Below are 21,224 nucleotides of genomic sequence, written 5' to 3'. Positions count from 1 at the left end.
TGATTAACTCTTGCCAATGTGGGAAAACTATTCGGCAGCAACAAGGCGCGCCGAACGTGTTCCCGATGACAGCCCGCGAACGAGCGTTGCGACAGCCTGTACGGTATCGGCTGTCGCCTTCCCGTCCTTGGTCAGGCTGAGGGCTACCTGGTTGACGATTGCCGTGCCGACGACGACGCCATCGGCAGAGGCGCCTATGACCTTCGCATGGTCGGCCGTCTTGACGCCGAAGCCGACGCAGACAGGCAGATCGGTGTGGTTCTTGATGCGCTTGACGGCGCCGGCAACGAGCGTCGGATCCGGCAGCGCCGAGCCGGTGATACCGTTCATCGAGACATAATAGACGAAGCCGGACGTGTTCTTCAGAACGACCGGCAGGCGCTTTTCATCGGTGGTCGGGGTGGCGAGCCGGATGAAATTGATGCCCTTGCGCAATGCCGGGATGCAGAGCTCGTCGTCCATTTCCGGTGGCAGGTCGACCACGATCAGGCCGTCGATGCCCGCTTCCAGCGCATCGTCGAGAAACTGTTCGACGCCGTGCACGTAGATCGGGTTGTAGTAACCCATCAGGACGATCGGCGTGTCGTTATCGGTCTTGCGGAAGTCGGCTGCGAGCTGCAGCGTCTTCTTCAGCGTCTGACCGGCCTTCAGCGCACGCTGGCCGGCCATCTGGATCGCCGGGCCATCGGCCATCGGATCGGAGAAGGGCATGCCGAGCTCGATGATATCGGAGCCCGCTTCCGGCAGCGCCTTCATGATGCCGAGCGAGGTGTCGTAATCGGGATCACCGCCCATGAAATAGGTGACCAGCGCCGGGCGGCCTTCTGCCTTCAGAGCTGCAAAGCGTTTGTCCATACGTGCGGTCATGACTTATGCACCCATTCCCAGAATCTTGCCGACGGTGAAGATGTCCTTGTCGCCGCGACCGGACAGGTTCATCAGGATGATCTCGTCCTTGCCCATCTTCGGCGCGCGCTTGATGACTTCGGCCAATGCGTGCGAGGGCTCGAGCGCGGGAATGATGCCTTCAAGGCGCGTCAGCGTCTGGAAGGCTTCGAGCGCTTCGTGGTCCATGATCGGCACGTATTCGACGCGGCCGATATCGTTCAGATAGGAGTGCTCGGGGCCGATGCCGGGATAATCGAGGCCGGCCGAAATCGAGTGGCCTTCCTTGATCTGGCCGTCGCTATCCTGCAGCAGATAGGTGCGGTTGCCATGGAGAACGCCCGGCGAGCCCGCGGTGATCGAGGCGCAATGCTCGTCGCCCTGCAGGCCCTTGCCGCCAGCTTCGACGCCGACGATCTTGACGCTGGCGTCATCCAGGAACGAATGGAAGATGCCGATCGCGTTCGAGCCGCCGCCAACGGCCGCAACAACGAGATCCGGCAGGCGGCCTTCGGCTTCGAGCATCTGCTCCTTGGCTTCGGCGCCAATCACGGCCTGGAAATCGCGCACCATCTCAGGATAGGGATGCGGGCCAGCGGCCGTGCCGATCAGGTAATAGGTGTCGTCGACATTGGTGACCCAGTCGCGCAGCGCCTCGTTCATGGCGTCCTTGAGCGTGCCGTGACCGGCGGTAACCGGCTTCACTTCGGCGCCCAGAAGCTTCATGCGGAACACGTTCGGCGCCTGGCGCTCGACATCGGTCGCGCCCATGTAGACGACGCAGGGGAGACCGAAACGGGCGGCAACGGTTGCCGAGGCAACGCCGTGCTGGCCGGCGCCGGTTTCCGCGATGATGCGGGTCTTGCCCATGCGCTTGGCAAGCAGAATCTGGCCGATGCAGTTGTTGATCTTGTGCGAACCGGTGTGGTTCAGCTCTTCACGCTTGAAATAGATCTTGGCGCCGCCGAGTTCGGCGGTCAGGCGCTCGGCGAAATAGAGCGGGCTCGGGCGGCCGATATAATGCGTGCCGAGATGCTTCAACTCCGCCTGGAATTCCGGGTCGGTCTTGGCCTTGTCCCACTCGTCCTGCAGTTCCAGGATCAGCGGCATCAGCGTTTCGGCGACGAAGCGGCCGCCGTAAATACCGAAACGGCCATCCTCATCGGGACCGGAGCGGAATGAATTGGGTTTTGGGGTCTCGTTCACTATCAACTCCCTGAGGCCGTTTCAGGCCGGCAAGCCTGCTCGACCGCATCGAAAAACTCATCAATCAGTGCGACGCTTTTCACGCCGGGCGCGCTTTCCAGGCCCGAGGACGCATCGAGCCCCGGCGCCTTGGTGATGGCAAGAGCTTCGGCGATGTTGTCCTTGTTCAGGCCACCGGAAAGCATGTAATCCACGGTGCCGTCAAGCCAGCTGAGCAGCGTCCAGTCGAAGGACACGCCATTGCCGCCCGGCAATTCCGATCCCTTCGGCGGCTTCGCGTCGAAGAGGAAACGATCGGCGATACCAATATAGGCCTCGACGCGCTTCAGATCATCGGCGGTGCGGATCGAAAACGCCTTCATAACGGGCAAAGCGTACACGGCCTTTATGGTCAAAACGCGCTCGGGGCTCTCGTCACCGTGAAGCTGAAGAATATCCGGCCTCAACGTGGCGACGATCTCGTCGAGATCATCATTGGTCGGATTGACCACCACCGCAACGATCTTGGCGCGGCCGCGCACCCGGTCGGCCAGCTTGGCGGCATCGTCGGGCTCGATATAGCGCGGGCTCTTTTCGAAGAAGATGAAGCCGATATGGGTCGCGCCGCGCGTCACCGCGCGATCGATCGCTTCGGCCGTTTTCAGGCCGCAGATTTTGATATCCGGTTTCATGGCAGCGAAGTGACACGAAAAAGGCCGTGAGTCGAGCCAATTCCGAGTGCTGCGGTATTTTGGACGGTGGTTTATTGGCGGAGGCAGATCAGTCGAAGTCGATCGCGTGCAGCAGGCTACCCTGCCGCTTCAGCCAGGATTTCGCATCTTCCATGCCAGGGCAGAGCTTCTTGCAAAGCGCCCAGAAGTGGGGACCGTGGTTCATCTCCTTGAGATGGGCAACTTCGTGGGCGGCGAGATAATCGACGACTGATGGCGGCGCCATGATGATGCGCCAGGAGAAGCTGAGGTTTCCCTCGGCCGAACAGGAGCCCCAGCGGCTGCGCGTGTCCTTCATCGAGATCGACTTTATCGGCGCCCGGATCGAATGTGCATGGAACTTTGCCAGGCGCTCCAGATCGGCGCGTGCTTCCTTCTTGAGAAACGTCGCGATGCGGCGGCCGAGATGCTCCGGCATGCCGCTCACCCGCAGCACCGGCTTGCCGTCGACGACGGTCGCCTCGGTCAGTCCGCGCAGGCTGCCCGTGTGCTGGATGCGATGGGACACGCCGCGAAAAAGGATCGTGCCGCCATCGTGAAGGCCGGTATCGGTCGAGAATTTCGCGAGCTTGGTCATGAGCCAGCCCTGGTGCCGGTCGAGGAAGGCGTCGACATCGCGTCGCGCCAGACCGCTCGGGATCGTCATCTTCAGGGCCCGGCCGCCGGGCTCGATGCGCAGCGTGATGCGGGTTGCGCGCTCGTGCTGCTTGATCGTCAGCGGCATTAGCCGTCCGGCAACGTCGAGCGTGCGCGTCTCCGGCGGAGCCGGTTTGCGGACACTGCGTCGTGGCTTGGACAAGAGCGGGAACATCGGCATTTTCTATATGATTCGTCGCAATTCCGGTCAAAGAAAAACCGGCACCTGATGGTGCCGGCTGATGTTTTGATGCCGATCGCGGTTACGGCGCCTGATATTCGGCAACCGGGCCGTTATCGTCGCGCCTGGTGTTCTTGCGATCGCGCATGTAGCGGTCGAACTCGTCCTGGTCCTTGGCGCGGCGGAGCTCGCGCACATAGGTTTCGAAGTCCTCGCGCATTTCATCGAGCTTGCGGCGTTCTTCCTCAAGCCTGTCGAGCTCGGCCTTGCGCCAATCGTCGAAGGCGACATTGCCCGTGGTGAAGTGCGGGCGATAGCGGCCATGCGAACGTCGGCAGCCGGCGAAGAATCCATCAGCGGCACTATTGGCGTCGCGCTTGAAGCCACGCAGACGCTCCCCGAAGATGATGTAGGCGAGCATGGCGAGACCCAGAGGCCAGAAAACCACGAAGCCGAGGATCATCAGGGCAATGGTAGCCGGAGTCCAATCCGGGCGAAGCAATGCTGACTGGTTCATCGTGCGGTATCCTCGCATTTTCGCGCCCGGCGAAATGCCGAACGCTGGAAATCGATGTGGTTACCGTTTGACACCGCTTCAAGACGATCTCCGCTCAAATCGGACAAGGCCTTGAAAGCACAACGCTAATTCAGATGATGCTAAATCAGCTTGATTTGCCGCCCTTGATCACGCGTTTGACCGCAGGCTTTCCGGCGCGGCCATGCTCGCGGACGAAGTTGATGATGCGCGGCGCGATTTCGCGGCGGAAGCGCGAGCCGTTGAAGACGCCGTAGTGGCCGACATCCGGCTGCAGGTAGTGCATGCGCATGTGGTCGGGGATGTTGGTGCAGATGGTCTGCGCGGCCTTGGTCTGGCCGACACCCGAGATGTCGTCGTTCTCGCCTTCGACGGTCAGAAGCGCCACGTTGCGGATCGCCGTGGGGTCGACCAACTTGCCGCGATGCTCGAGTTCACCCTTCGGAAGCGCGTGTCTGATGAAGACCTGATCGACGGTCTGCAGGTAGAACTCGGCGGTCAGATCCATGACAGCGAGATATTCGTCGTAGAAGTCGCGGTGCTTCTCGGCCGGCTCGCCGTCGTTCTTCACCAGGTGCATGAAGAATTCCTTGTGGGCGACCAGATGCCGATCGAGGTTCATCGACATGAAGCCTGAGAGCTGCAGGAACCCCGGATAGACCGGGCGCATGAAGCCCGGCTGCGGCCAGGGGACGTTCATGATCACGTTTTCGGCGAACCATTCCAGCGGCTTGTCCTTGGCCAGCTGGTTGACAGCGGTCGGATTGATGCGGGTATCGATCGGGCCACCCATCAGCGTCATCGACGCCGGCGCCAGCGGATCGTTGGCCTCTTCCATGACGGCTGCAGCAGCGAGCACCGGCACGGAGGGCTGACAGACCGCGATCACGTGCGTGTCCGGCCCGAGGAAGTGCAGCATCTCGATGACGTAGTCGACATAATCGTTGAAATCGAAGGTCCCGTCGGTCATCGGCACCATGCGGGCGTCGATCCAATCGGTGATGTAGACATCCGCGCTCGGCAGCAGCGCTTCGACCGTGCCGCGCAGAAGCGTCGCATAGTGCCCGGACATGGGGGCGACGATCAGGATGCGCGGGTCGGGAGCGTGGCCAGCCGGCAGGTTGCGCGAGAAATGCAGCAGATTGCAGAAGGGCCGCGCCCAGACGACCTCTTCTCGAACAGCGACCTTCTTGTCGCCGACGACGGTCTCGGGCAGATCGAAGGACGGCTTGCCGTAGCGGCGCGTCGTGCGCTCGAACATCTCAAGTGCTGCGGCCATTGTCCGGCCCCAGGGGGTTTGGGACAGCGGATTGAGCGGGTTGGCGTAGGCAAGCCGCATGATATCGGCCACGGCGCGGTATGGCGCCATCGCGGCATGATTCATTTCATAAAGCTGGTAAAACATGAGATGCATCACCTTTCTTTCATCTGGAAGATGACGCCTGCTGAAAGGCATCGGACTCTTTCCAACGATGTGCTGGCATCTCAACGCACAGTAACAGGTTTTTGTTGCACAGCAACATGAGCGATCCGCACCGCAATAAAGAAATGCCGGGGATTCTCTCCCCGGCATGATGCTGCGCTCAAATGCTTAACACTCGTCAAACGCCTAGAAATCGGCCTGGAACGTCTGCTTCTGCGTGCCTAGCCCTTCGATGCCGAGCTCGACAACGTCGCCTGCGCGCAGGAAGCGCGGCGGCTTCATGCCCATGCCAACGCCAGGAGGGGTGCCGGTCGAGATGACATCGCCCGGATGCAGCGACATGAACTGACTGAGATAGGAAACGACGAAGGCGACGCCATAAACCATGGTCTTCGACGAGCCGTTCTGCATGGTTTCCCCATTGACCTTCAGCCACATGCCGAGGTTCTGCGGGTCGGCGATCTCGTCCTTGGTCACCAGCCATGGGCCGATCGGGCCGAAGGTGTCGCAGGACTTGCCCTTGGTCCACTGTCCGGCGCGCTCCGTCTGGAAGGCGCGCTCGGAGACGTCGTGCGAGACGCAGTAGCCCGCCACGTAATCGAGAGCGTCCGCCTCGCTGACATATTTAGCGGTCTTGCCGATGACGACGCCAAGCTCGACTTCCCAATCGGTCTTTTCGGAGCCGCGCGGGATTAGAACGTTATCGTTCGGGCCGACGATGGCCGAGGTGGCCTTCATGAAAATGACGGGTTCCGGCGGCACAGCGGCGCCGGTCTCGGCGGCGTGGTCGGAGAAGTTCAGGCCGATGCAGATGAACTTGCCGGTGCCGGCGACGCAGGCGCCGATGCGACCAGGCTGAAGCTCGGGAAGGGTTTTCGGGTCGATCGCCGCCAGTTTGGCCAAGCCCTCAGGCGAGATCGCCGCGCCCGCGATATCCGATACATGACCGGACAGATCCCTGATCTTGCCGTCCGCATCCAGCATTGCCGGCTTTTCCTGGCCGATCTCTCCAACGCGCATGAGCTTCATCGAATATCCTCCTCAGCGTGAGCCATGTTTCCATCACCTATGAACGAATTATTCACCGGTGTCATTACGGCTTTTCGTGCGAGCGGTACGCTCGTTTAAAAGTCCGGCAAAAATCCGGGCAAGGGGCCACTGTCTTTCCGGCGCGTGGTGCCCACATATAAGAGTGACAAGACTGCGTTTGCCGAGGAGACCCCGGCACCGCGCTACCAACCATCGGAAAGATCATGACAAAGAGCAACAGCCGCGAATCCCGATACCCGATCGAGCCGATCTTTCTCGACCGCTGGTCGCCCCGCGCCTTTACCGGTGAGATCATCGATGAAGCTGACCTCATGACCGTGCTGGACGCCGCGCATTGGGCACCCTCCTCCGCCAACCAGCAGCCGTGGCGCTTCATCTACACGCTGAAGGGTTCCGACGACTGGGACACGTTTGTATCGCTCCTGGTCGAGTCCAATCAGGAATGGGCGAAGAATGCATCCGCGCTGATCTTCGTCGTGTCGAAGGGTTTCAACGGCGACTTTTCCGAGGGGCGCAAGAGTTATACGCACTCCTTCGATGCCGGCACCGCCTGGGGCTATCTGGCGCTGCAGGCCAAGCTCTCCGGCTTCTATGCCCACGGGATGGGCGGCATCAAGCATGACGAGATCCGCGACACGTTCGCCATTCCGGAAGGCTACCGCGTGGAGGCGGGCATCGCGTTCGGACGCCTTGCCGACAAGAGCGTGCTTTCGGAGCGCAACCAGGAACGCGAATTCCCCAGCCAGCGCAAGCCGCTGGCCGAAGTCGCTTTCAAGGGTAAATTCGTAGCCGGATAAGAGCACAATAAAAAACGACCCCGCGGCTGGCGAGCCGCAGGGCCGTTTGTCGATAAATGCCAGCGATCAGATGTCGAGATTGGCGACGTTGAGCGCGTTTTCCTGGATGAATTCGCGGCGCGGCTCGACCTCATCGCCCATGAGGCGGGCGAAGAGACCATCCGCATCCGTGGCGTCGCTGACGCGCACCTGCAGCAGCGAGCGGACGTTAGGATCGAGCGTTGTTTCCCAGAGCTGCTCGGCGTTCATTTCGCCGAGGCCCTTGTAGCGCTGCATGGTCAAGCCCTTGCGGCCGCTTGCGAAAACGGCTTCCAGCAGTTCGCGCGCACCTGACAGTTCCAGGTTACCGTCGCGACGCGTCAGCTTCGGCGGCGTCTGGTAGATTTCCTTCAGGCGAGCCGACATCTGGTCGATCAGGCGGGCATCCTGCGAACCGATGAGCGCAATGTCGAGAACCACGACTTCCTTGACGCCTCGAACCATCCGCTCGAGACGCAGGCCACCTTCGCTCGTCAGGCCGCCTTCCCAGCCACGCTCGGTTTCCTCGGCGATAACGTCGAGGCGACGTGCCACTTCGGCCACCAGCTCCTGGGCGCGGGCATTATCGCTGATCGCCTCGGCGTTGAGCGCGCCGGCGATGGCCGCCTGCTCGACGACCGCGCGATTGTAACGCGAATGCAGATTATCGAGCAGCGCGCGCAGGCGCAGTGCATCGACGATAACTTCGCGCAGATCCTGACCGACGCGGACTTCGCCGCTGCCGAGCGTCAGCGCAGCGTCATCGAGACCCTGGGCGATGAGGTATTCCTCAAGCGCCTTTTCGTCTTTGAGATACTGGATCGACTTGCCGCGCGACACCTTATAGAGCGGCGGCTGGGCGATGTAGATGTGACCACGCTCGATCAATTCCGGCATCTGGCGGAAGAAGAAGGTCAACAGCAGCGTTCTGATGTGGGCGCCGTCGACGTCAGCGTCCGTCATGATGATGATTTTGTGGTAGCGCAGCTTGTCGGCGTTGAACTCGTCCTTGCCGATACCGGCGCCGAGCGCGGTGATCAGCGTGCCGATTTCCTGGCTCGACAGCATCTTGTCGAAGCGCGCGCGTTCGACGTTCAGGATCTTACCGCGCAGCGGCAGGATGGCCTGGTTTTCGCGCGAGCGACCCTGCTTGGCCGAACCGCCTGCCGAGTCACCCTCGACGAGGAAGACTTCGGACTTGGACGGATCGCGCTCGGAGCAATCGGCGAGCTTGCCGGGAAGCGAGGCGATATCGAGCGCACCCTTGCGGCGCGTCAGTTCGCGCGCCTTGCGGGCGGCTTCGCGCGCGGCGGCGGCTTCGACCACCTTGCCGACGAGGATCTTGGCGTCAGCCGGATGTTCTTCCAGCCAAGTGCTCAGCGCCTCGCTGACGAGATTTTCGACGACCGGACGAACTTCGGATGAAACGAGCTTGTCCTTGGTCTGCGACGAGAACTTCGGATCCGGTACCTTGACCGAGAGAACAGCCGTCAGGCCCTCACGGCAATCGTCACCCGTCAGAGAAACCTTCTCCTTCTTGGTGATGCCCGAGGTGTCGGCATAAGAGGTGATCTGGCGGGTCAGCGCGGCGCGGAAGCCCGCCATATGGGTGCCGCCATCGCGCTGTGGGATGTTGTTGGTGAAGCAGAGCACGTTTTCGTGGTAGCTGTCGTTCCACCACATCGCGACTTCGACGGTGATCCCATCCTTGTCACCACGAATTGCGACCGGGCGCTCGACCAGCGGCTTCTTGGCGCGATCGAGGTAGGAGACGAAGGCTTCGAGGCCGCCATCATAAAGCAGCTCTTCCTGGCGCACGTCGGAATGGCGCTTGTCGGTCAGGAGGATGCGAACGCCGGAATTGAGGAAGGCAAGTTCGCGCAGGCGGTGTTCGAGCGTGTTGAAATCGAACTCGATCATCGTGAAGGTTTCGGAGCTCGGCATGAAGCTGACTTCGGTGCCGGTCAGGCCACCGGAATCACCGGTTTCCTTGAGCGGGGCATCCGACACGCCGTGCGTGAAGCTCATCTCATGGATCTTGCCCTGGCGGCGGATCTTCAGCTTGAGCCAGACGGATAGCGCGTTGACGACGGAAACGCCGACGCCGTGCAGACCGCCGGAGACCTTGTAGGAATTCTGGTCGAACTTACCGCCGGCATGCAGCTGGGTCATGATGACTTCGGCAGCCGAAATGCCTTCGCCGCTGTGAATGTCCGTTGGGATACCGCGGCCGTTGTCGGTGACGGTGACGGAACCATCGGCATTGAGCGTGACAGTGACGATGTCTGCATGACCGGCCAGGGCTTCGTCGATGGCGTTGTCGACGACTTCGTAGACCATGTGATGCAGACCGGAGCCGTCATCGGTATCACCGATATACATGCCGGGGCGCTTGCGCACGGCGTCAAGACCTTTCAGGACCTTGATCGAGTCTGCGCCATACTCGGTGCTAACGCCGTTTTCCGTCGCGGGTGTATCGGTCATATTGTCGAGAATTCCCTGTTGTCGATGCCGTGGTGACACGCGGGCGAATCACCGGCCTTAATCACGTTGAATATAGGGTTTTTGCATGAAGTTCCCAATGCCAGCGGTCGCCAAGAGCGCATAAAACAGGGGATTATGACCGTTTTCCGTCGGCGTTTTCCGCATTTTCGAGAACCTCCGACAGTTTTGCCAGGGTCACCTCATCCAGATGGCGAATAGACCCTGCCAAACGGTTGGCGAAGGTCGTGTATTCGGCCGCCAAACCCGAGGTATCGATGACAATTCGCGGATCGGAAAAGCGCGCGATCAGGAACAGATCGTCTGCTTCGTCCCAGATGATGTTGAAGTAGCCGGCGATGCGCTGCAGAAGGTCGAAGGTCGGGACACCGCGCTTTCCATGCTCGAGTGCCGAGAGATAGGCTGGAGACACGTTCAACGCCTCTGCCATCTGCTTCTGCGACACCCCCTTGCGCTCTCTCAGCTTGCGGATCGCCTCCCCGAACGGCGTCATAGCCGATCGCCCACACGACGAGAGAGGCGGATGTAGAGTGCGCCCTCGCCGCCATGGTGCTGCGCCGCAGCCTCGTAAGACGAGATGAGATAGCGAAATTCGGGCTTGGAAAACCACATCGGCACGGCACGCTTCAACGCGCCATCGCTGCCGAGCGAACTGCCCTTGCCAGTGATGACGAGGACATGACGCATGCCGCGATCGTGGGCCCGCATCAGGAATTCGAGCAGCATGATGTGGGCTTCGCTTTGAACGAGGCCATGGAGATCGATGCGCGCCTCGAGCGCGAGGCGGCCCTTGGCGATCTTGCGCTTCACCGGGCGCTCCAGTGGGTGGTGGATGCCACCCGCAGGCTTCGGTGCCGCTGACGGTTCAGGTTGCCCGCTAGCGCCTGCGACCGATTTTGGTGCGGCGGCGGCTTTCAGGTTGGCGACATCCGCTTCCTTTTCGGCCTCCACCAGGAAAGCATCGAGCTCGTTCATTGCCCCGGCGTTGCCCGGCATGGGGCGCGTGCTGCGGGCAACCTTGCCCCACAAAATGCGTTCATCGGCGCTGAGCTTGCGATCCTTCGCCATCACGCAAACCTCGCGGCGGCTTTGTTCGGGATCAGGATCGCGAAATCGGCGTCATGGCGCACGGTGCCGGCAAGCTCGCCGGCCGTGTCGCCGGAGCCCGTAAAGATATCGCCTCGCGCCGGGCCAACGATGGCCGAGCCGGTGTCGAGCGCCAACATCAGGCGCTGGAAGGGCTTCCCACCCTGCAGATGCAGCAGGCCTTGCGAGTGGATGTAGAACGGAAAGCCGAAGGTGTGGATCAGGCGATCGACGGCAAGCGATCGTCCTGCGATGAGCGGCACCTTGGCGGCCGCGATCGGGCCGGCATGCTCGTTGTCGATCTCGACCTCACGGAAGAAAATGTAGGACCGGTTGTGCGCGAGGATGTCATCGACACGGCCGGGGTTAGTCGCCAGCCAATGCCGGATCGATTGCATCGAGATGTTCACCTTATCGATCTCGCCGAGATCGATCAGCAGTTTGCCGATCGCCGAAAACGGATGGCCGGCCTTCGCGGCATAGGTGATCCGCCCCGTGCGCCCATCGGGGTAACGCAGGCGTGCGGCGCCCTGGACATGCACGAAGAAGACGTCGACCTTCGATTTTGCCCAGCAAATTTCCAGCCCCTGCCCTTCCAGCGCGCCTTTGTCGATGGCGGCGCGGTCGAGATAGGGCGCGATCGTTCCCTGACGCAGGCGGCCGAACATGTAGCTCGGATCCATCGCGGCGGGGCGGTTCCGATCATCGAGGTCGATCAGGTCATCGGGGCGACGGTAGAATGGGAAGCGGTATTCGTCGTCGGGCCTGGCTGAGACGGCTATCTCGGGCTCGTAGAATGCAGTGACGAAGCCGGGCTGGCCGTCGGTTCGCCTGATCCTGAAGGGCCGACAGTGTGCTTCGAAGAAGGCGAGCGCCTCGCTCGCCGATGTTGGTCGTATATCGCTCGCGGCCTGCAACAGGTCCAGGAGATCGGCGCTGGTCAGGCCCAACGATCCGGCGCGGTAGGGCTTGGTTTGCTCGATATGCTGACGACAGGCTTCCATAGCCTCGAAAAGGCTGGAGGGATCATCATCCCGCCAGCCTTCCAGGTCGTCAAAGCCTATCGCCTCGAGGGCAAAGCCTCGTTCATCATCACTCATGTTCCGATTCGGTGGCCACGAGTTTCCAGTTCGGATCGCGCGAGCGGGTGTCGCGTGCGAATGTCCAGAGATCGTTGATCTCGGCAACGGTTTCCGCATCACCGTCAACAAGGACATCGGCCTTGTCGTAGGTGGCGGAAATCATCTGGCTGATGATGCGCAAGGTGATCTGCGCTTCGCTGCCATTGACCTCGACATTCTTGATTTCGGCCTTGTCGATGCCGACGAAAGTGGATTTGACCTTCTCGCCCCTGCTCTCACGATCGGAAATCGCCGCATCGAAGCCTTCGTAGACTTCCTTCGACAGCAGATTCTTGAGCGTCTTGCGATCGCCATCGGCAAAGGCCATCACGATCATTTCATAAGCCATGCGGGCGCCGTTGACGAATTCCTTCGGGTTGAAAGAGGGATCCGCCTTGTTCATCTCCCGCAGCGATTCGTTGAGCGGCGTGCCCGCCGGCGCAAAGGCGTCGATTGCCGCGAAGCGGTCTTCTTCCTCGCCTGCCGCATCGCGGCGTGGCAGGGTTACGACCTTTCCGGCATCCGGTGTCTCGGGGCCGGCGGCATCGCGCGGGGTGTAGAGATCGCGTGGCGGCTTCTCATTTCCCGTGCGTCGACCAAGGACATTGCGCAGCTGCAAAAATATCAGCACCGCCGCCACGAGAAAAAACAAAGTGATGAAGTCGTTTGAACCCATATCCCGCCGCAATCTGTTAACATCTAGAATTTGTATACCCATATAGTCTGCATATACAGATGATTCAAATGGGTCCGGTACGTTGGGCCGATTTCAATGGAGACCGGTGAGAACCGGAGAGAAATAATGCGCCTTACAATGCTGCCTGGTTTTCTGCTGCTCATGCCTTTGGCCGAGATCGCGGGCTTCGTGATTGTCGGCAAGGCGATCGGTCTTTGGGCGACGCTCGGACTGGTCATGCTGAGTTTCGTGGCCGGCATGATGCTGCTGCGCCGGCAGGGTATCGGCATCCTGCAGCGCATGTCGATGGAAGGACGTTCTGGCGCCGTGCCGGGCCGCGAGTTGCTGCGGCCGGCAATGTTCGTGATCGCCGCCCTGCTCCTGATCATTCCCGGCTTCATCAGCGATATCGTAGCGCTGCTCATCTTCATTCCGGCGGTGCGGGATCTCGCGTGGAATTATGTGAGCCGTCGTTTCGTGGTGGTGGGTGCATCCGGGCCGTCCCGCACATCGGCGCACTCCCCTTATCGGGACAACAATGCAACCGTCGTCGATCTCGATGCAGACGATTATCAGCGCGACCCGAACGGCAAGTCTCCCTGGTCCGGCAAAAGCCTAGGCGAATGAGGCCCTTGCTAGATTAGCGCTGGCTGGCCTAGGGTTGTAACGACATCGTCGAAATGATAGATGCGGCGAAATCCAATGCCCTCGAGGAAAAGCCAATGGACAGCGAAAACAGCAATAACGGCGCAACGAGCCCGAGCCTTACCATTCTAGCACAGTACACCAAGGACCTTTCCTTCGAGAATCCTGGTGCACCGCGTTCGCTGCAGGCCCGCGACAAGGCACCTGCCATCAACATCAATGTCAACGTCAACGCCAACCCGCTTTCCGACACGGACTTCGACGTCGTTCTCTCCTTGAACGCCGAAGCCAAGGAAGGCGACAAGACGGTATTCCACACGGAGCTCGTCTATGGCGGCGTTTTCCGTATCGCCGGCTTCCCACAGGAACACATGCTGCCGGTTCTCTTCATCGAGTGCCCGCGCATGCTCTTCCCGTTCGCACGCCAGATCATCGCCGACGTGACCCGCAACGGTGGCTTCCCGCCGCTGATGATCGATCCGATCGATTTCTCGCAGATGTTTGCCCAGCGCGTTGCCGAAGAGCAGGCCCGCGCAAAGGTTCAGGCGAACTAATTCCTAATTGAATGACGACCGAGATGCCCGGGCCAGCGCCCGGGCATTTTAGTTTGGGCGATCGTATTTGGCCCAGATACCTTTTTGCCCGAGCTTGGCAATCAACGCATCATGCTGCTCGGCTTCTGTTTCGCTGAGGCGCGGCGCAAGCGGTCGCGGCCGCTCCAGCGCGACTAGGACGATATCGTTATCGCCGTCGTTGCGTTCCGACGCTCCGTTGTTTTGCGCGACACCGAGACCAAGCGCCGTCTGACGACCGCCGATCATCTCGATATAGACTTCGGCAAGCAGTTCGGAGTCGAGCAAGGCTCCGTGCTTGGCGCGATGGGAGTTGTCGATCCCGTAGCGACGGCAGAGCGCATCGAGCGAGTTCGGGCCCATCGGATTCTTGCGCCGGGCCATCGACAGCGTGTCGATCACATTTTCGGGAGAGATCGGCGGCAGCGAAAGTCGCGCCAACTCGGCATTGATGAAGCCCATGTCGAAGGTGGCGTTGTGGGCGATCCACTTGCCTTCGCCGAAGAAGTCCAGAATTTCCTGGACCACCGCCGCGAAGGGCTGCTTGTCCTTCAGGAAATCATCGGTGATCCCATGGACGGCGAGCGCGTCCGGATGGACCTTCTGGTCACCGGGATTGATGTAGATGTGCAGCGTCTTTCCCGTCGGAAAGTGATTGAAGAGTTCGATGCCGCCGATTTCGATGATGCGATCGGTGCGGTTATCAAGCCCGGTGGTTTCCGTATCGAAAATGATTTCACGCATTCGGGAAATCTCCGTTCGCTATCCGCTGTTTCAGGTCCGCGATAATGGCGCCGACCCGCGCCCTCGCCTCATCGATGCCATGGCCGGTATCGATTACATAATCAGCGCGCTGGCGTTTTTCGGCGTCCGGGGTCTGGCGCGAGAGAATCATATTGAATTTCTCTTCCGTCATGTTCGGACGCGCAAGTACCCGCTCACGCTGAATCTGTGGATCACAGCTGACGACGACGATGACATCGACGCGATCGGCGGCACCACTCTCGAAAAGCAGCGGTATGTCGAGAAGGACGATGGGTGTGCCCTGCCCGCGTTGTTCGTCGAGAAACATCGCCTCGCGTTCGCGGACGAGAGGATGAACGATCTGCTCCAGTTGCTTGAAGCCTTCGGGACGCAACGCAAGCTGCCGGCCCAACTCTTGGCGATCGACCGTGCCGTTTCTCACCGAACCTGGAAAAGCCGCATCGATAAGCGGCGCCGCAGCACCCGCATAAAGATCATGGACGACGGCGTCGGCATCATTGACCGGCAGACCGGCATCGGCAAACAGCTTTGCCGTGGTCGATTTGCCCATCCCGATCGAGCCGGTCAGTCCGATTTTCAGCATCAATGCTTTTCCATATCCGCGATGATCAGAGCGCGAAGCGTCTCATCGACGACGGGCCGCTTGCCGAACCATTTCTCGAAACCGGGCACCGCCTGGTGCAACAACATACCCAAACCATCGACGGTCGCGAAACCCTGTTCCTCAGCCTGCGCGAGAATGGGCGTCCTTAGTGGTACGTAGACGATGTCGGTGACAACGGCGTCTGACTGCAACGGAGAAAAATCGATATCGGGTGCGATCTCCCCTTCCATCCCCAGCGACGTGGTGTTGATAAAGAGGCCTGCGTCCTTCATCACTTCGGAAAGAGCTGTCATCGGATGCGGATGCACGGCTTCTCCAAAACGATCCGCGAGCTCGACCGCGCGTGCGACGGTGCGATTGACGAGGTGGATCTCCTTGATGCCGCGATCGCGAACGGCCTGGATGACGGCACGGCTGGCGCCGCCGGCGCCCAGGATGACCGCCGACCGCACCTTGTCCCAGCCGGGATGGCGTTCATCCAGATTTGCGGTGAAGCCGCGGCCATCGGTGTTCGTGGCCTTCAGCTTGCCGTCCTCAAGCCAGAGCGTGTTGGAGGCGCCAAGCTCGCGCGAGATGTCATCCGGCTCGTCCGCCAGCTTGAATGCCATCTCCTTGTGCGGGATCGTCACATTGCCGCCGACGAAACCCGCGGCGCCTGATTTCAAGGATTGGATGAAAGCCGGAAAATCATCCGGCGCGACTTCATGAGTACGGTAACTTCCGTCGAGCGACAGCGACTTCAGCCAATATCCATGGATGATCGGCGAGCGCGAATGCTTGACGGGAAAGCCGGTGACGAAGGCGCGCGGGCCGATTGTTTCACGTGAATCATCCATCGATCGCACCCAATTCTCGCAGTTTTTCCAGAAGCGGCAGCATCGGCAGCCCCAAGATGGTGAAGTAGTCGCCGTCGATTTTCGAGAAGAGCTGCAGGCCCTCCCCCTCCAGCTGATAGGCACCGACGCTGCTTAACGCGCGCGCGCCAACCCGCTTCAGGTGTCGTTCGATGAAATCATTGGTGAGCGGACGCATCGTCAGCTCGGCGCGCGATACATGCTCCCAGATGATGTCGCCGTTATAGGCGAGCGCGACTGCGCTGTTCAGCCGATGGGTCTGTGCGGACAGCGCGGCAAGATGGGCGGCCGCATCCTCCATGCTCTTCGGCTTATGAAATGTGCGCTGCCCCAGCGACATGGTTTGATCGGAACCGATCACGATTGCGCCCGGCGAGCGATCACTCACCTCCTTGGCCTTGGCCTTGGCTAGGACCAGCGCGATCGCATCGGGCGTTGCGCCATCCCGTTCGAGCGGCGCTTCGATTGCCCGCTCATCGACCTTGGCAGGATGAGCTTCGAAAGACAGGCCGGCATTTTCCATCAGCATGCGACGGAAGGGGCTGGAGGATGCGAGTATGAGTTTCGGTATCATCTGTGCTCTCGGCGCGGTTGGCTAGGGGCAGCGCTTAGCGCAGCTTGGGACGCAGGGCAACGATTGCCGCCGCCGTCTCTTCGATGGAACGGCGCGTCACGTCGATGAGCGGCCAGTTGTGGCGGGCGCAAAGCGAGCGGGCATATTTGAGCTCTTCCGATATCGCGGCGCGATCCGTGTAGTCGCCGCGATCGAAACCGGGCGTCGCGCCGAGGTCGCGATTTTCGCGGACCTGGGAGATGCGATCGGTGGTGGCGATCAGACAGACGATGAGCGGCTTGGTCGCTTCGAAGAGGCTTTCCGGCAGGGGCACGCCATAGACGATGGGGATGTTGGCGGTCTTGATGCCGCGATTGGCGAGATAGATGCTGGTCGGTGTCTTCGATGTGCGGCTGATGCCGATGATGACGACGTCGGCGTCATTATAATCATCCGGCATCTGGCCGTCGTCATGATCCATCGTGAAGTTCAGTGCTTCGATGCGCGCGAAGTATCCGGCGTTCATGACATGCTGGGCGCCGACCCGGCGGCGCGACGGTGCGCCGAGGTAGATCTGAAACGCATTGAGAACGGGCTCAAGCACATTGACCGAGGCGACGCCCATTTCAAGGCAACGCTCGTCAATCAACGTGGCGAGCTCGCGATCCACGATCGTGTAGAGCACGATGCCCGGCTCGCCGTCGATCGCCTGCAGGACTGTCAGCAACTGCTTGCGATTGCGGATCAGCGGATAGACATGCTCGATCGGCTGCGCCGACTTGAATTGCGCCGATGCCGCGCGGCCGGCCGAAATCAGCGTTTCGCCCGTCGAGTCAGAAATGAGATGCAGATGGAAGAAGTTCGTACGGTTCTCCACGCTATTTTCCGCTGCCTGTTGAAAACACTGGATGACGGAGAGCTACGAGACGCGCCGGGGGTTAGGCAAGGGAAAACATGCCTGGTTTTCCACATTTCGGATTCTTTGGAGGCCAGCGAAGGTAGCCTGTTGGTTTTGTGGAAAGTTTGCGGCTGTTCGTCGGATAGCCACAGCTTATTCACAGATTGGGGAATTTCCGTAGAAGCCATATCTCATTGAAATTGTATCGAATTTCGTGCTCGTCCTGTTTCTGACATCGAATTGCGCGATTTTCTTCCCGAGCAGCCAGCGAAGCAGTGACAATTGGTATCGGACGTGGATGGATTTTAATCCTTGATAGTCACCGACTCTAAGAAATAGAAACCTTATAAATATCTTTGATTTTTTATAGGGAAGAAGCGCTTGAGTGAAATGCGCCGGAAGATCATGCGGGTTCTGGACGGGGAAGCATTGAGCCCTCCCCCCATCTGGCTGATGAGGCAAGCAGGGCGATACCTACCGGAGTATCGAGAGGTACGCGCCAAGGCTGGAAGCTTCCTCGATCTCTGTTACACCCCGGACCATGCAGTCGAAGTCACGCTGCAGCCGATCCGGCGCTATGGCTTTGATGCTGCCATTCTCTTCTCCGACATTCTCGTCATTCCCGATGCGATGAAGCGCAATGTTCGTTTCACCGAGGGGCATGGACCGGAGATGGATCCGATCGACGTCGATTGCATCGATGGTCTGGATGGCAGCCGCGTGCTGCAGCACCTGGAGCCAGTGCTGGAGACCGTTCGACGTCTCCGGAGTGATCTGCCAACGGAAACCACTCTGCTCGGCTTCTGTGGCGCTCCCTGGACCGTTGCGACCTATATGATCGCCGGACATGGCACGCCTGATCAGGCCCCTGCCCGCTTGTTTGCCTATCGACATCCGAAGGCGTTTGAAAAGCTGCTGATGTTGCTGGCGGATGTTTCGGCTGATTATCTCGTCGCGCAGATCGATGCCGGCGCCGATGCCGTGCAGATTTTCGATTCCTGGGCCGGCGTGCTCGGCGAGCGTGAGTTTGAAGCATTTGCCGTGAAGCCCGTGGCGCGGATGATCGCCTCGATCAAGGCGCGGCGCCCGAATGCGAAGATCATCGCTTTTGCCAAAGGCGCCGGCTATCTCTTGAAAACGTATCGCCAGAAGACGAAGGCTGATGCGATCGGCCTTGATTGGTCCGTCCCGCTCGATTTCGCGGCCGAGCTGCAGAAGGATGGCCCGGTACAGGGCAACCTTGATCCGATGCGGATGGTTGCGGGCGGTACCGCGCTTGAAGAGGGTATCGACGATATCCTGCAGCGATTGGGCAATGGTCCGCTGATCTTCAACCTTGGACATGGAATCACCCCGCAGGCCGATCCTGAAAACGTTCGGCTGCTCGTCGAGCGTGTTCGCGGCACGAGGGTTTGATCATGGAACGGCAGATCGACGAGAGGCCGGGTTCCTATGCGCGCCGGCGCGCCTTCATCGCTATCGCGTTCTTTGTGGCGTTGGCGGTGGGTCTCTTCGTCTGGAATCCCGATACGCTCTACCTCTGGATCAAGGCGCTTCACATCATCGCCGTGATCTCGTGGATGGCCGGGCTGTTCTACATGCCGCGATTGTTCATTTATCACACGGATGCCGAGCCCGGCTCGGTGCAGTCGGAAACCTTCAAGGTCATGGAACGCCGCCTGCTGAAGGTGATCATGAACCCGGCGATGATGCTGACCTGGATCTTCGGGCTGTATCTGTCCTGGTCGGTCTATGGCTTCCAGGGCGGATGGCTGCACGCAAAAATCGGGCTTGTCGTGCTGTTGACCGGCGTGCACGTGTTTTTCAGCCGCGCGGCGAAGGCATTCGAGCGTGACGAGAACCGGCGTTCGGCGCGCTACTGGCGCTTCATGAACGAGGCGCCGACCGTTTTGATGATCGCGATCGTCATCCTTGTCGTCGTCAAGCCATTTTGACGCAGCCGGCTGACGGGTTAAATTTGCTTCATTTTAAGCAGCCCCCTTGCGGCGGCGGAGCTGACTCGCTATTTTCCGTCCACCTCATCCTTGTGGCATGTATGTAAAGTTCGATCGTCTGCGGGCTCCTCGCAGGACCGGTTACTGTCTCGACATCGCCTTTCCCCTCAAAATTATAGAGTAATGGACACTTCATGTCTGAAATGAAGCTTCAGGAACTTAAGAGTAAATCCCCGACCGATCTTCTGGCATTCGCCGAATCGCTCGAGGTCGAGAATGCCAGCACGATGCGCAAGCAGGAGCTGATGTTCGCGATACTCAAGGTTCTTGCCAGCCAGGACGTCGAAATTATCGGCGAAGGCGTGGTCGAGGTTCTGCAGGACGGCTTCGGCTTCCTGCGTTCCGCCAACGCCAACTACCTCCCCGGTCCCGACGACATCTACATCTCCCCCTCCCAGATCCGCCGCTTCTCGCTGAAGACTGGTGATACGGTTGAAGGTCCCATCCGCGGACCGAAGGAAGGCGAGCGCTATTTCGCGCTGCTGAAGGTCAACACGATCAACTTCGACGATCCGGAAAAGATCCGTCACAAGGTTCACTTCGATAACCTGACGCCGCTCTATCCGAACGAGCGCTTCAAGATGGAACTCGAGATCCCCACCAACAAGGATCTCTCGTCGCGCGTGATCGATCTGGTCGCGCCGCTCGGCAAGGGCCAGCGTGGTCTCATCGTCGCGCCGCCGCGCACGGGTAAGACGGTTCTCCTGCAGAACATCGCGCATTCGATCACTGCCAATCACCCGGAATGCTATCTTATCGTTCTCCTGATCGACGAGCGTCCGGAAGAAGTGACGGACATGCAGCGTTCGGTTAAGGGCGAAGTCGTTTCCTCGACCTTCGACGAGCCGGCAACCCGCCACGTGCAGGTCGCCGAAATGGTGATCGAGAAGGCAAAGCGCCTCGTGGAACATGGTCGAGACGTCGTGATCCTTCTCGATTCGATCACCCGTCTCGGCCGCGCCTACAACACGGTCGTTCCCTCTTCCGGTAAGGTTCTGACCGGTGGTGTCGACGCCAACGCGCTGCAGCGCCCGAAGCGCTTCTTCGGTGCGGCGCGTAACATCGAAGAAGGCGGTTCGCTGACCATTATCGCGACCGCGCTGATCGATACGGGCAGCCGTATGGACGAAGTCATCTTCGAAGAATTCAAGGGTACCGGTAACTCGGAAATCGTCCTCGACCGCAAGGTCGCCGACAAGCGCATCTTCCCGTCTATGGACATTCTCAAGTCCGGTACGCGTAAGGAAGACCTGCTTGTTCCACGCCAGGATCTGCAGAAGATTTTTGTTCTCCGCCGTATCCTCGCCCCGATGGGCACAACCGATGCGATCGAGTTCCTCATCGACAAGCTGAAGCAGACGAAGAGCAACTCCGATTTCTTCGAATCGATGAACACCTGATTTATCCTTAGCCGGATTCTATCAACTAAAGCCGGCCGTTATCATGCCGGCTTTTCTGTTTCTAACGTCTGGTTGAAGTAGACCTATAACCC

At 60.0% G+C, this 21,224-nt stretch carries 23 protein-coding genes; 6 read left to right on the top strand and 17 right to left on the bottom strand.

From position 1 onward, the window contains the following. Window positions 1–27: 27 nt before the first annotated feature. From trpA to QTL96_RS31020, 7 genes are all read right to left on the bottom strand, one after another. Complete coding sequence (trpA, locus tag QTL96_RS31050) at window positions 28–867, bottom strand: tryptophan synthase subunit alpha (RefSeq protein WP_047509147.1); 840 nt, start codon at window positions 865–867, stop codon at window positions 28–30. Window positions 868–870: 3 nt separating this feature from the next. Further along, on the bottom strand, window positions 871–2,091 hold the full coding sequence (trpB, locus tag QTL96_RS31045) for a tryptophan synthase subunit beta (RefSeq protein WP_113238245.1): 1,221 nt from the start codon (window positions 2,089–2,091) through the stop codon (window positions 871–873). Between the two features lie 2 nt (window positions 2,092–2,093). Further along, window positions 2,094–2,762: a phosphoribosylanthranilate isomerase gene (locus tag QTL96_RS31040; RefSeq protein WP_289730422.1), complete on the bottom strand. Its 669-nt coding sequence runs from the start codon at window positions 2,760–2,762 to the stop codon at window positions 2,094–2,096. Between the two features lie 88 nt (window positions 2,763–2,850). After that, window positions 2,851–3,612 (bottom strand): M48 family metallopeptidase, encoded by a 762-nt coding sequence (locus tag QTL96_RS31035; RefSeq protein WP_289730421.1) that lies wholly within the window; start codon window positions 3,610–3,612, stop codon window positions 2,851–2,853. Between the two features lie 88 nt (window positions 3,613–3,700). After that, on the bottom strand, window positions 3,701–4,135 hold the full coding sequence (locus tag QTL96_RS31030; protein ID WP_112942608.1) for a DUF2852 domain-containing protein: 435 nt from the start codon (window positions 4,133–4,135) through the stop codon (window positions 3,701–3,703). 145 nt (window positions 4,136–4,280) lie between these two features. Further along, a complete protein-coding gene (locus QTL96_RS31025) occupies window positions 4,281–5,558 on the bottom strand; it encodes a polyhydroxyalkanoate depolymerase (protein ID WP_289730460.1) in 1,278 nt (425 codons plus the stop codon). Between the two features lie 204 nt (window positions 5,559–5,762). Further along, the gene (locus QTL96_RS31020; protein WP_289730420.1) at window positions 5,763–6,605 is read right to left on the bottom strand and encodes a fumarylacetoacetate hydrolase family protein; all 843 of its coding nucleotides are present in this window, start codon (window positions 6,603–6,605) and stop codon (window positions 5,763–5,765) included. Between the two features lie 224 nt (window positions 6,606–6,829). On the opposite strand from QTL96_RS31020, the gene QTL96_RS31015 reads away from it, so the two are divergent. Beyond that, window positions 6,830–7,423, top strand: a complete 594-nt coding sequence (locus QTL96_RS31015; protein ID WP_289730419.1) for a nitroreductase family protein — start codon at window positions 6,830–6,832, stop codon at window positions 7,421–7,423. A gap of 66 nt (window positions 7,424–7,489) precedes the next feature. Here QTL96_RS31015 and gyrB read toward each other — a convergent pair whose 3' ends face one another. The 5 genes from gyrB to QTL96_RS30990 form a co-directional block, all read right to left on the bottom strand. Then, window positions 7,490–9,925: a DNA topoisomerase (ATP-hydrolyzing) subunit B gene (gene gyrB, locus QTL96_RS31010; protein WP_289730418.1), complete on the bottom strand. Its 2,436-nt coding sequence runs from the start codon at window positions 9,923–9,925 to the stop codon at window positions 7,490–7,492. 133 nt (window positions 9,926–10,058) lie between these two features. Continuing rightward, a complete protein-coding gene (locus tag QTL96_RS31005; protein ID WP_289730417.1) occupies window positions 10,059–10,436 on the bottom strand; it encodes a helix-turn-helix transcriptional regulator in 378 nt (125 codons plus the stop codon). Further along, window positions 10,433–11,011, bottom strand: coding sequence for a Smr/MutS family protein (locus QTL96_RS31000; protein WP_209188612.1), 579 nt, complete (start codon window positions 11,009–11,011; stop codon window positions 10,433–10,435). The genes QTL96_RS31005 and QTL96_RS31000 overlap by 4 nt, the downstream gene beginning before the upstream one ends. Continuing rightward, a complete protein-coding gene (locus QTL96_RS30995; protein ID WP_289730416.1) occupies window positions 11,011–12,129 on the bottom strand; it encodes a murein transglycosylase A in 1,119 nt (372 codons plus the stop codon). Before QTL96_RS30995 ends, QTL96_RS31000 begins: the two co-directional genes overlap by 1 nt. Then, on the bottom strand, window positions 12,122–12,826 hold the full coding sequence (locus tag QTL96_RS30990; protein WP_289730415.1) for a Tim44/TimA family putative adaptor protein: 705 nt from the start codon (window positions 12,824–12,826) through the stop codon (window positions 12,122–12,124). Before QTL96_RS30990 ends, QTL96_RS30995 begins: the two co-directional genes overlap by 8 nt. A gap of 126 nt (window positions 12,827–12,952) precedes the next feature. On the opposite strand from QTL96_RS30990, the gene QTL96_RS30985 reads away from it, so the two are divergent. Then, the gene (locus tag QTL96_RS30985; protein ID WP_289730414.1) at window positions 12,953–13,453 is read left to right on the top strand and encodes an FxsA family protein; all 501 of its coding nucleotides are present in this window, start codon (window positions 12,953–12,955) and stop codon (window positions 13,451–13,453) included. Between the two features lie 95 nt (window positions 13,454–13,548). Then, on the top strand, window positions 13,549–14,025 hold the full coding sequence (gene secB, locus QTL96_RS30980; protein ID WP_018901123.1) for a protein-export chaperone SecB: 477 nt from the start codon (window positions 13,549–13,551) through the stop codon (window positions 14,023–14,025). Between the two features lie 48 nt (window positions 14,026–14,073). On the opposite strand, the gene dnaQ is transcribed toward secB, so the two are convergent. Genes dnaQ through QTL96_RS30955 form a run of 5 tightly spaced genes read right to left on the bottom strand, consistent with a single transcriptional unit; the run spans window position 14,074 to window position 17,696 of the window. Then, window positions 14,074–14,787, bottom strand: a complete 714-nt coding sequence (dnaQ, locus tag QTL96_RS30975) for a DNA polymerase III subunit epsilon (protein ID WP_289730413.1) — start codon at window positions 14,785–14,787, stop codon at window positions 14,074–14,076. Beyond that, entirely contained in the window at window positions 14,780–15,391 is a 612-nt protein-coding gene (coaE, locus tag QTL96_RS30970) for a dephospho-CoA kinase (RefSeq protein ID WP_289730412.1), read from the bottom strand. Before coaE ends, dnaQ begins: the two co-directional genes overlap by 8 nt. Beyond that, a complete protein-coding gene (locus tag QTL96_RS30965) occupies window positions 15,391–16,248 on the bottom strand; it encodes a shikimate dehydrogenase (RefSeq protein ID WP_289730411.1) in 858 nt (285 codons plus the stop codon). The genes coaE and QTL96_RS30965 overlap by 1 nt, the downstream gene beginning before the upstream one ends. Further along, on the bottom strand, window positions 16,241–16,840 hold the full coding sequence (locus tag QTL96_RS30960) for a Maf-like protein (protein WP_289730410.1): 600 nt from the start codon (window positions 16,838–16,840) through the stop codon (window positions 16,241–16,243). The genes QTL96_RS30965 and QTL96_RS30960 overlap by 8 nt, the downstream gene beginning before the upstream one ends. A gap of 34 nt (window positions 16,841–16,874) precedes the next feature. Further along, window positions 16,875–17,696, bottom strand: coding sequence for a pyruvate, water dikinase regulatory protein (locus tag QTL96_RS30955; protein WP_047509125.1), 822 nt, complete (start codon window positions 17,694–17,696; stop codon window positions 16,875–16,877). A gap of 402 nt (window positions 17,697–18,098) precedes the next feature. Between QTL96_RS30955 and hemE the strand changes: the two genes are divergently transcribed. The 3 genes from hemE (at window position 18,099) to rho (ending at window position 21,132) form a co-directional block, all read left to right on the top strand. Continuing rightward, window positions 18,099–19,133 carry a uroporphyrinogen decarboxylase gene (hemE, locus tag QTL96_RS30950; RefSeq protein ID WP_289730409.1) on the top strand — a complete coding sequence of 345 codons (1,035 nt, stop codon included), beginning with the start codon at window positions 18,099–18,101 and terminating at the stop codon, window positions 19,131–19,133. Between the two features lie 2 nt (window positions 19,134–19,135). Further along, window positions 19,136–19,672, top strand: a complete 537-nt coding sequence (hemJ, locus tag QTL96_RS30945; protein ID WP_018901116.1) for a protoporphyrinogen oxidase HemJ — start codon at window positions 19,136–19,138, stop codon at window positions 19,670–19,672. Window positions 19,673–19,866: 194 nt separating this feature from the next. Then, window positions 19,867–21,132, top strand: coding sequence for a transcription termination factor Rho (rho, locus tag QTL96_RS30940; RefSeq protein WP_018901115.1), 1,266 nt, complete (start codon window positions 19,867–19,869; stop codon window positions 21,130–21,132). The last annotated feature ends 92 nt before the right edge of the window (window positions 21,133–21,224 follow it).

The organism is Rhizobium sp. S163, from assembly GCF_030380805.1.
Lineage (GTDB): Bacteria > Pseudomonadota > Alphaproteobacteria > Rhizobiales > Rhizobiaceae > Rhizobium.
This window is presented reverse-complemented; position numbering and strand designations above follow the sequence as displayed.

What these genes read in the sequence shown, in the direction of transcription:
- trpA (WP_047509147.1), bottom strand. Translation starts at nt 867, where the DNA reads ATGACCGCACGTATGGACAAACGCTTTGCAGCTCTGAAGGCAGAAGGC.
- QTL96_RS31040 (WP_289730422.1), bottom strand. Translation starts at nt 2,762, where the DNA reads ATGAAACCGGATATCAAAATCTGCGGCCTGAAAACGGCCGAAGCGATC.
- QTL96_RS31035 (WP_289730421.1), bottom strand. Translation starts at nt 3,612, where the DNA reads ATGTTCCCGCTCTTGTCCAAGCCACGACGCAGTGTCCGCAAACCGGCT.
- QTL96_RS31030 (WP_112942608.1), bottom strand. Translation starts at nt 4,135, where the DNA reads ATGAACCAGTCAGCATTGCTTCGCCCGGATTGGACTCCGGCTACCATT.
- QTL96_RS31025 (WP_289730460.1), bottom strand. Translation starts at nt 5,558, where the DNA reads ATGTTTTACCAGCTTTATGAAATGAATCATGCCGCGATGGCGCCATAC.
- QTL96_RS31020 (WP_289730420.1), bottom strand. Translation starts at nt 6,605, where the DNA reads ATGAAGCTCATGCGCGTTGGAGAGATCGGCCAGGAAAAGCCGGCAATG.
- QTL96_RS31015 (WP_289730419.1), top strand. Translation starts at nt 6,830, where the DNA reads ATGACAAAGAGCAACAGCCGCGAATCCCGATACCCGATCGAGCCGATC.
- gyrB (WP_289730418.1), bottom strand. Translation starts at nt 9,925, where the DNA reads ATGACCGATACACCCGCGACGGAAAACGGCGTTAGCACCGAGTATGGC.
- QTL96_RS31005 (WP_289730417.1), bottom strand. Translation starts at nt 10,436, where the DNA reads ATGACGCCGTTCGGGGAGGCGATCCGCAAGCTGAGAGAGCGCAAGGGG.
- QTL96_RS31000 (WP_209188612.1), bottom strand. Translation starts at nt 11,011, where the DNA reads ATGGCGAAGGATCGCAAGCTCAGCGCCGATGAACGCATTTTGTGGGGC.
- QTL96_RS30995 (WP_289730416.1), bottom strand. Translation starts at nt 12,129, where the DNA reads ATGAGTGATGATGAACGAGGCTTTGCCCTCGAGGCGATAGGCTTTGAC.
- QTL96_RS30990 (WP_289730415.1), bottom strand. Translation starts at nt 12,826, where the DNA reads ATGGGTTCAAACGACTTCATCACTTTGTTTTTTCTCGTGGCGGCGGTG.
- QTL96_RS30985 (WP_289730414.1), top strand. Translation starts at nt 12,953, where the DNA reads ATGCGCCTTACAATGCTGCCTGGTTTTCTGCTGCTCATGCCTTTGGCC.
- secB (WP_018901123.1), top strand. Translation starts at nt 13,549, where the DNA reads ATGGACAGCGAAAACAGCAATAACGGCGCAACGAGCCCGAGCCTTACC.
- dnaQ (WP_289730413.1), bottom strand. Translation starts at nt 14,787, where the DNA reads ATGCGTGAAATCATTTTCGATACGGAAACCACCGGGCTTGATAACCGC.
- coaE (WP_289730412.1), bottom strand. Translation starts at nt 15,391, where the DNA reads ATGCTGAAAATCGGACTGACCGGCTCGATCGGGATGGGCAAATCGACC.
- QTL96_RS30965 (WP_289730411.1), bottom strand. Translation starts at nt 16,248, where the DNA reads ATGGATGATTCACGTGAAACAATCGGCCCGCGCGCCTTCGTCACCGGC.
- QTL96_RS30960 (WP_289730410.1), bottom strand. Translation starts at nt 16,840, where the DNA reads ATGATACCGAAACTCATACTCGCATCCTCCAGCCCCTTCCGTCGCATG.
- hemJ (WP_018901116.1), top strand. Translation starts at nt 19,136, where the DNA reads ATGGAACGGCAGATCGACGAGAGGCCGGGTTCCTATGCGCGCCGGCGC.
- rho (WP_018901115.1), top strand. Translation starts at nt 19,867, where the DNA reads ATGTCTGAAATGAAGCTTCAGGAACTTAAGAGTAAATCCCCGACCGAT.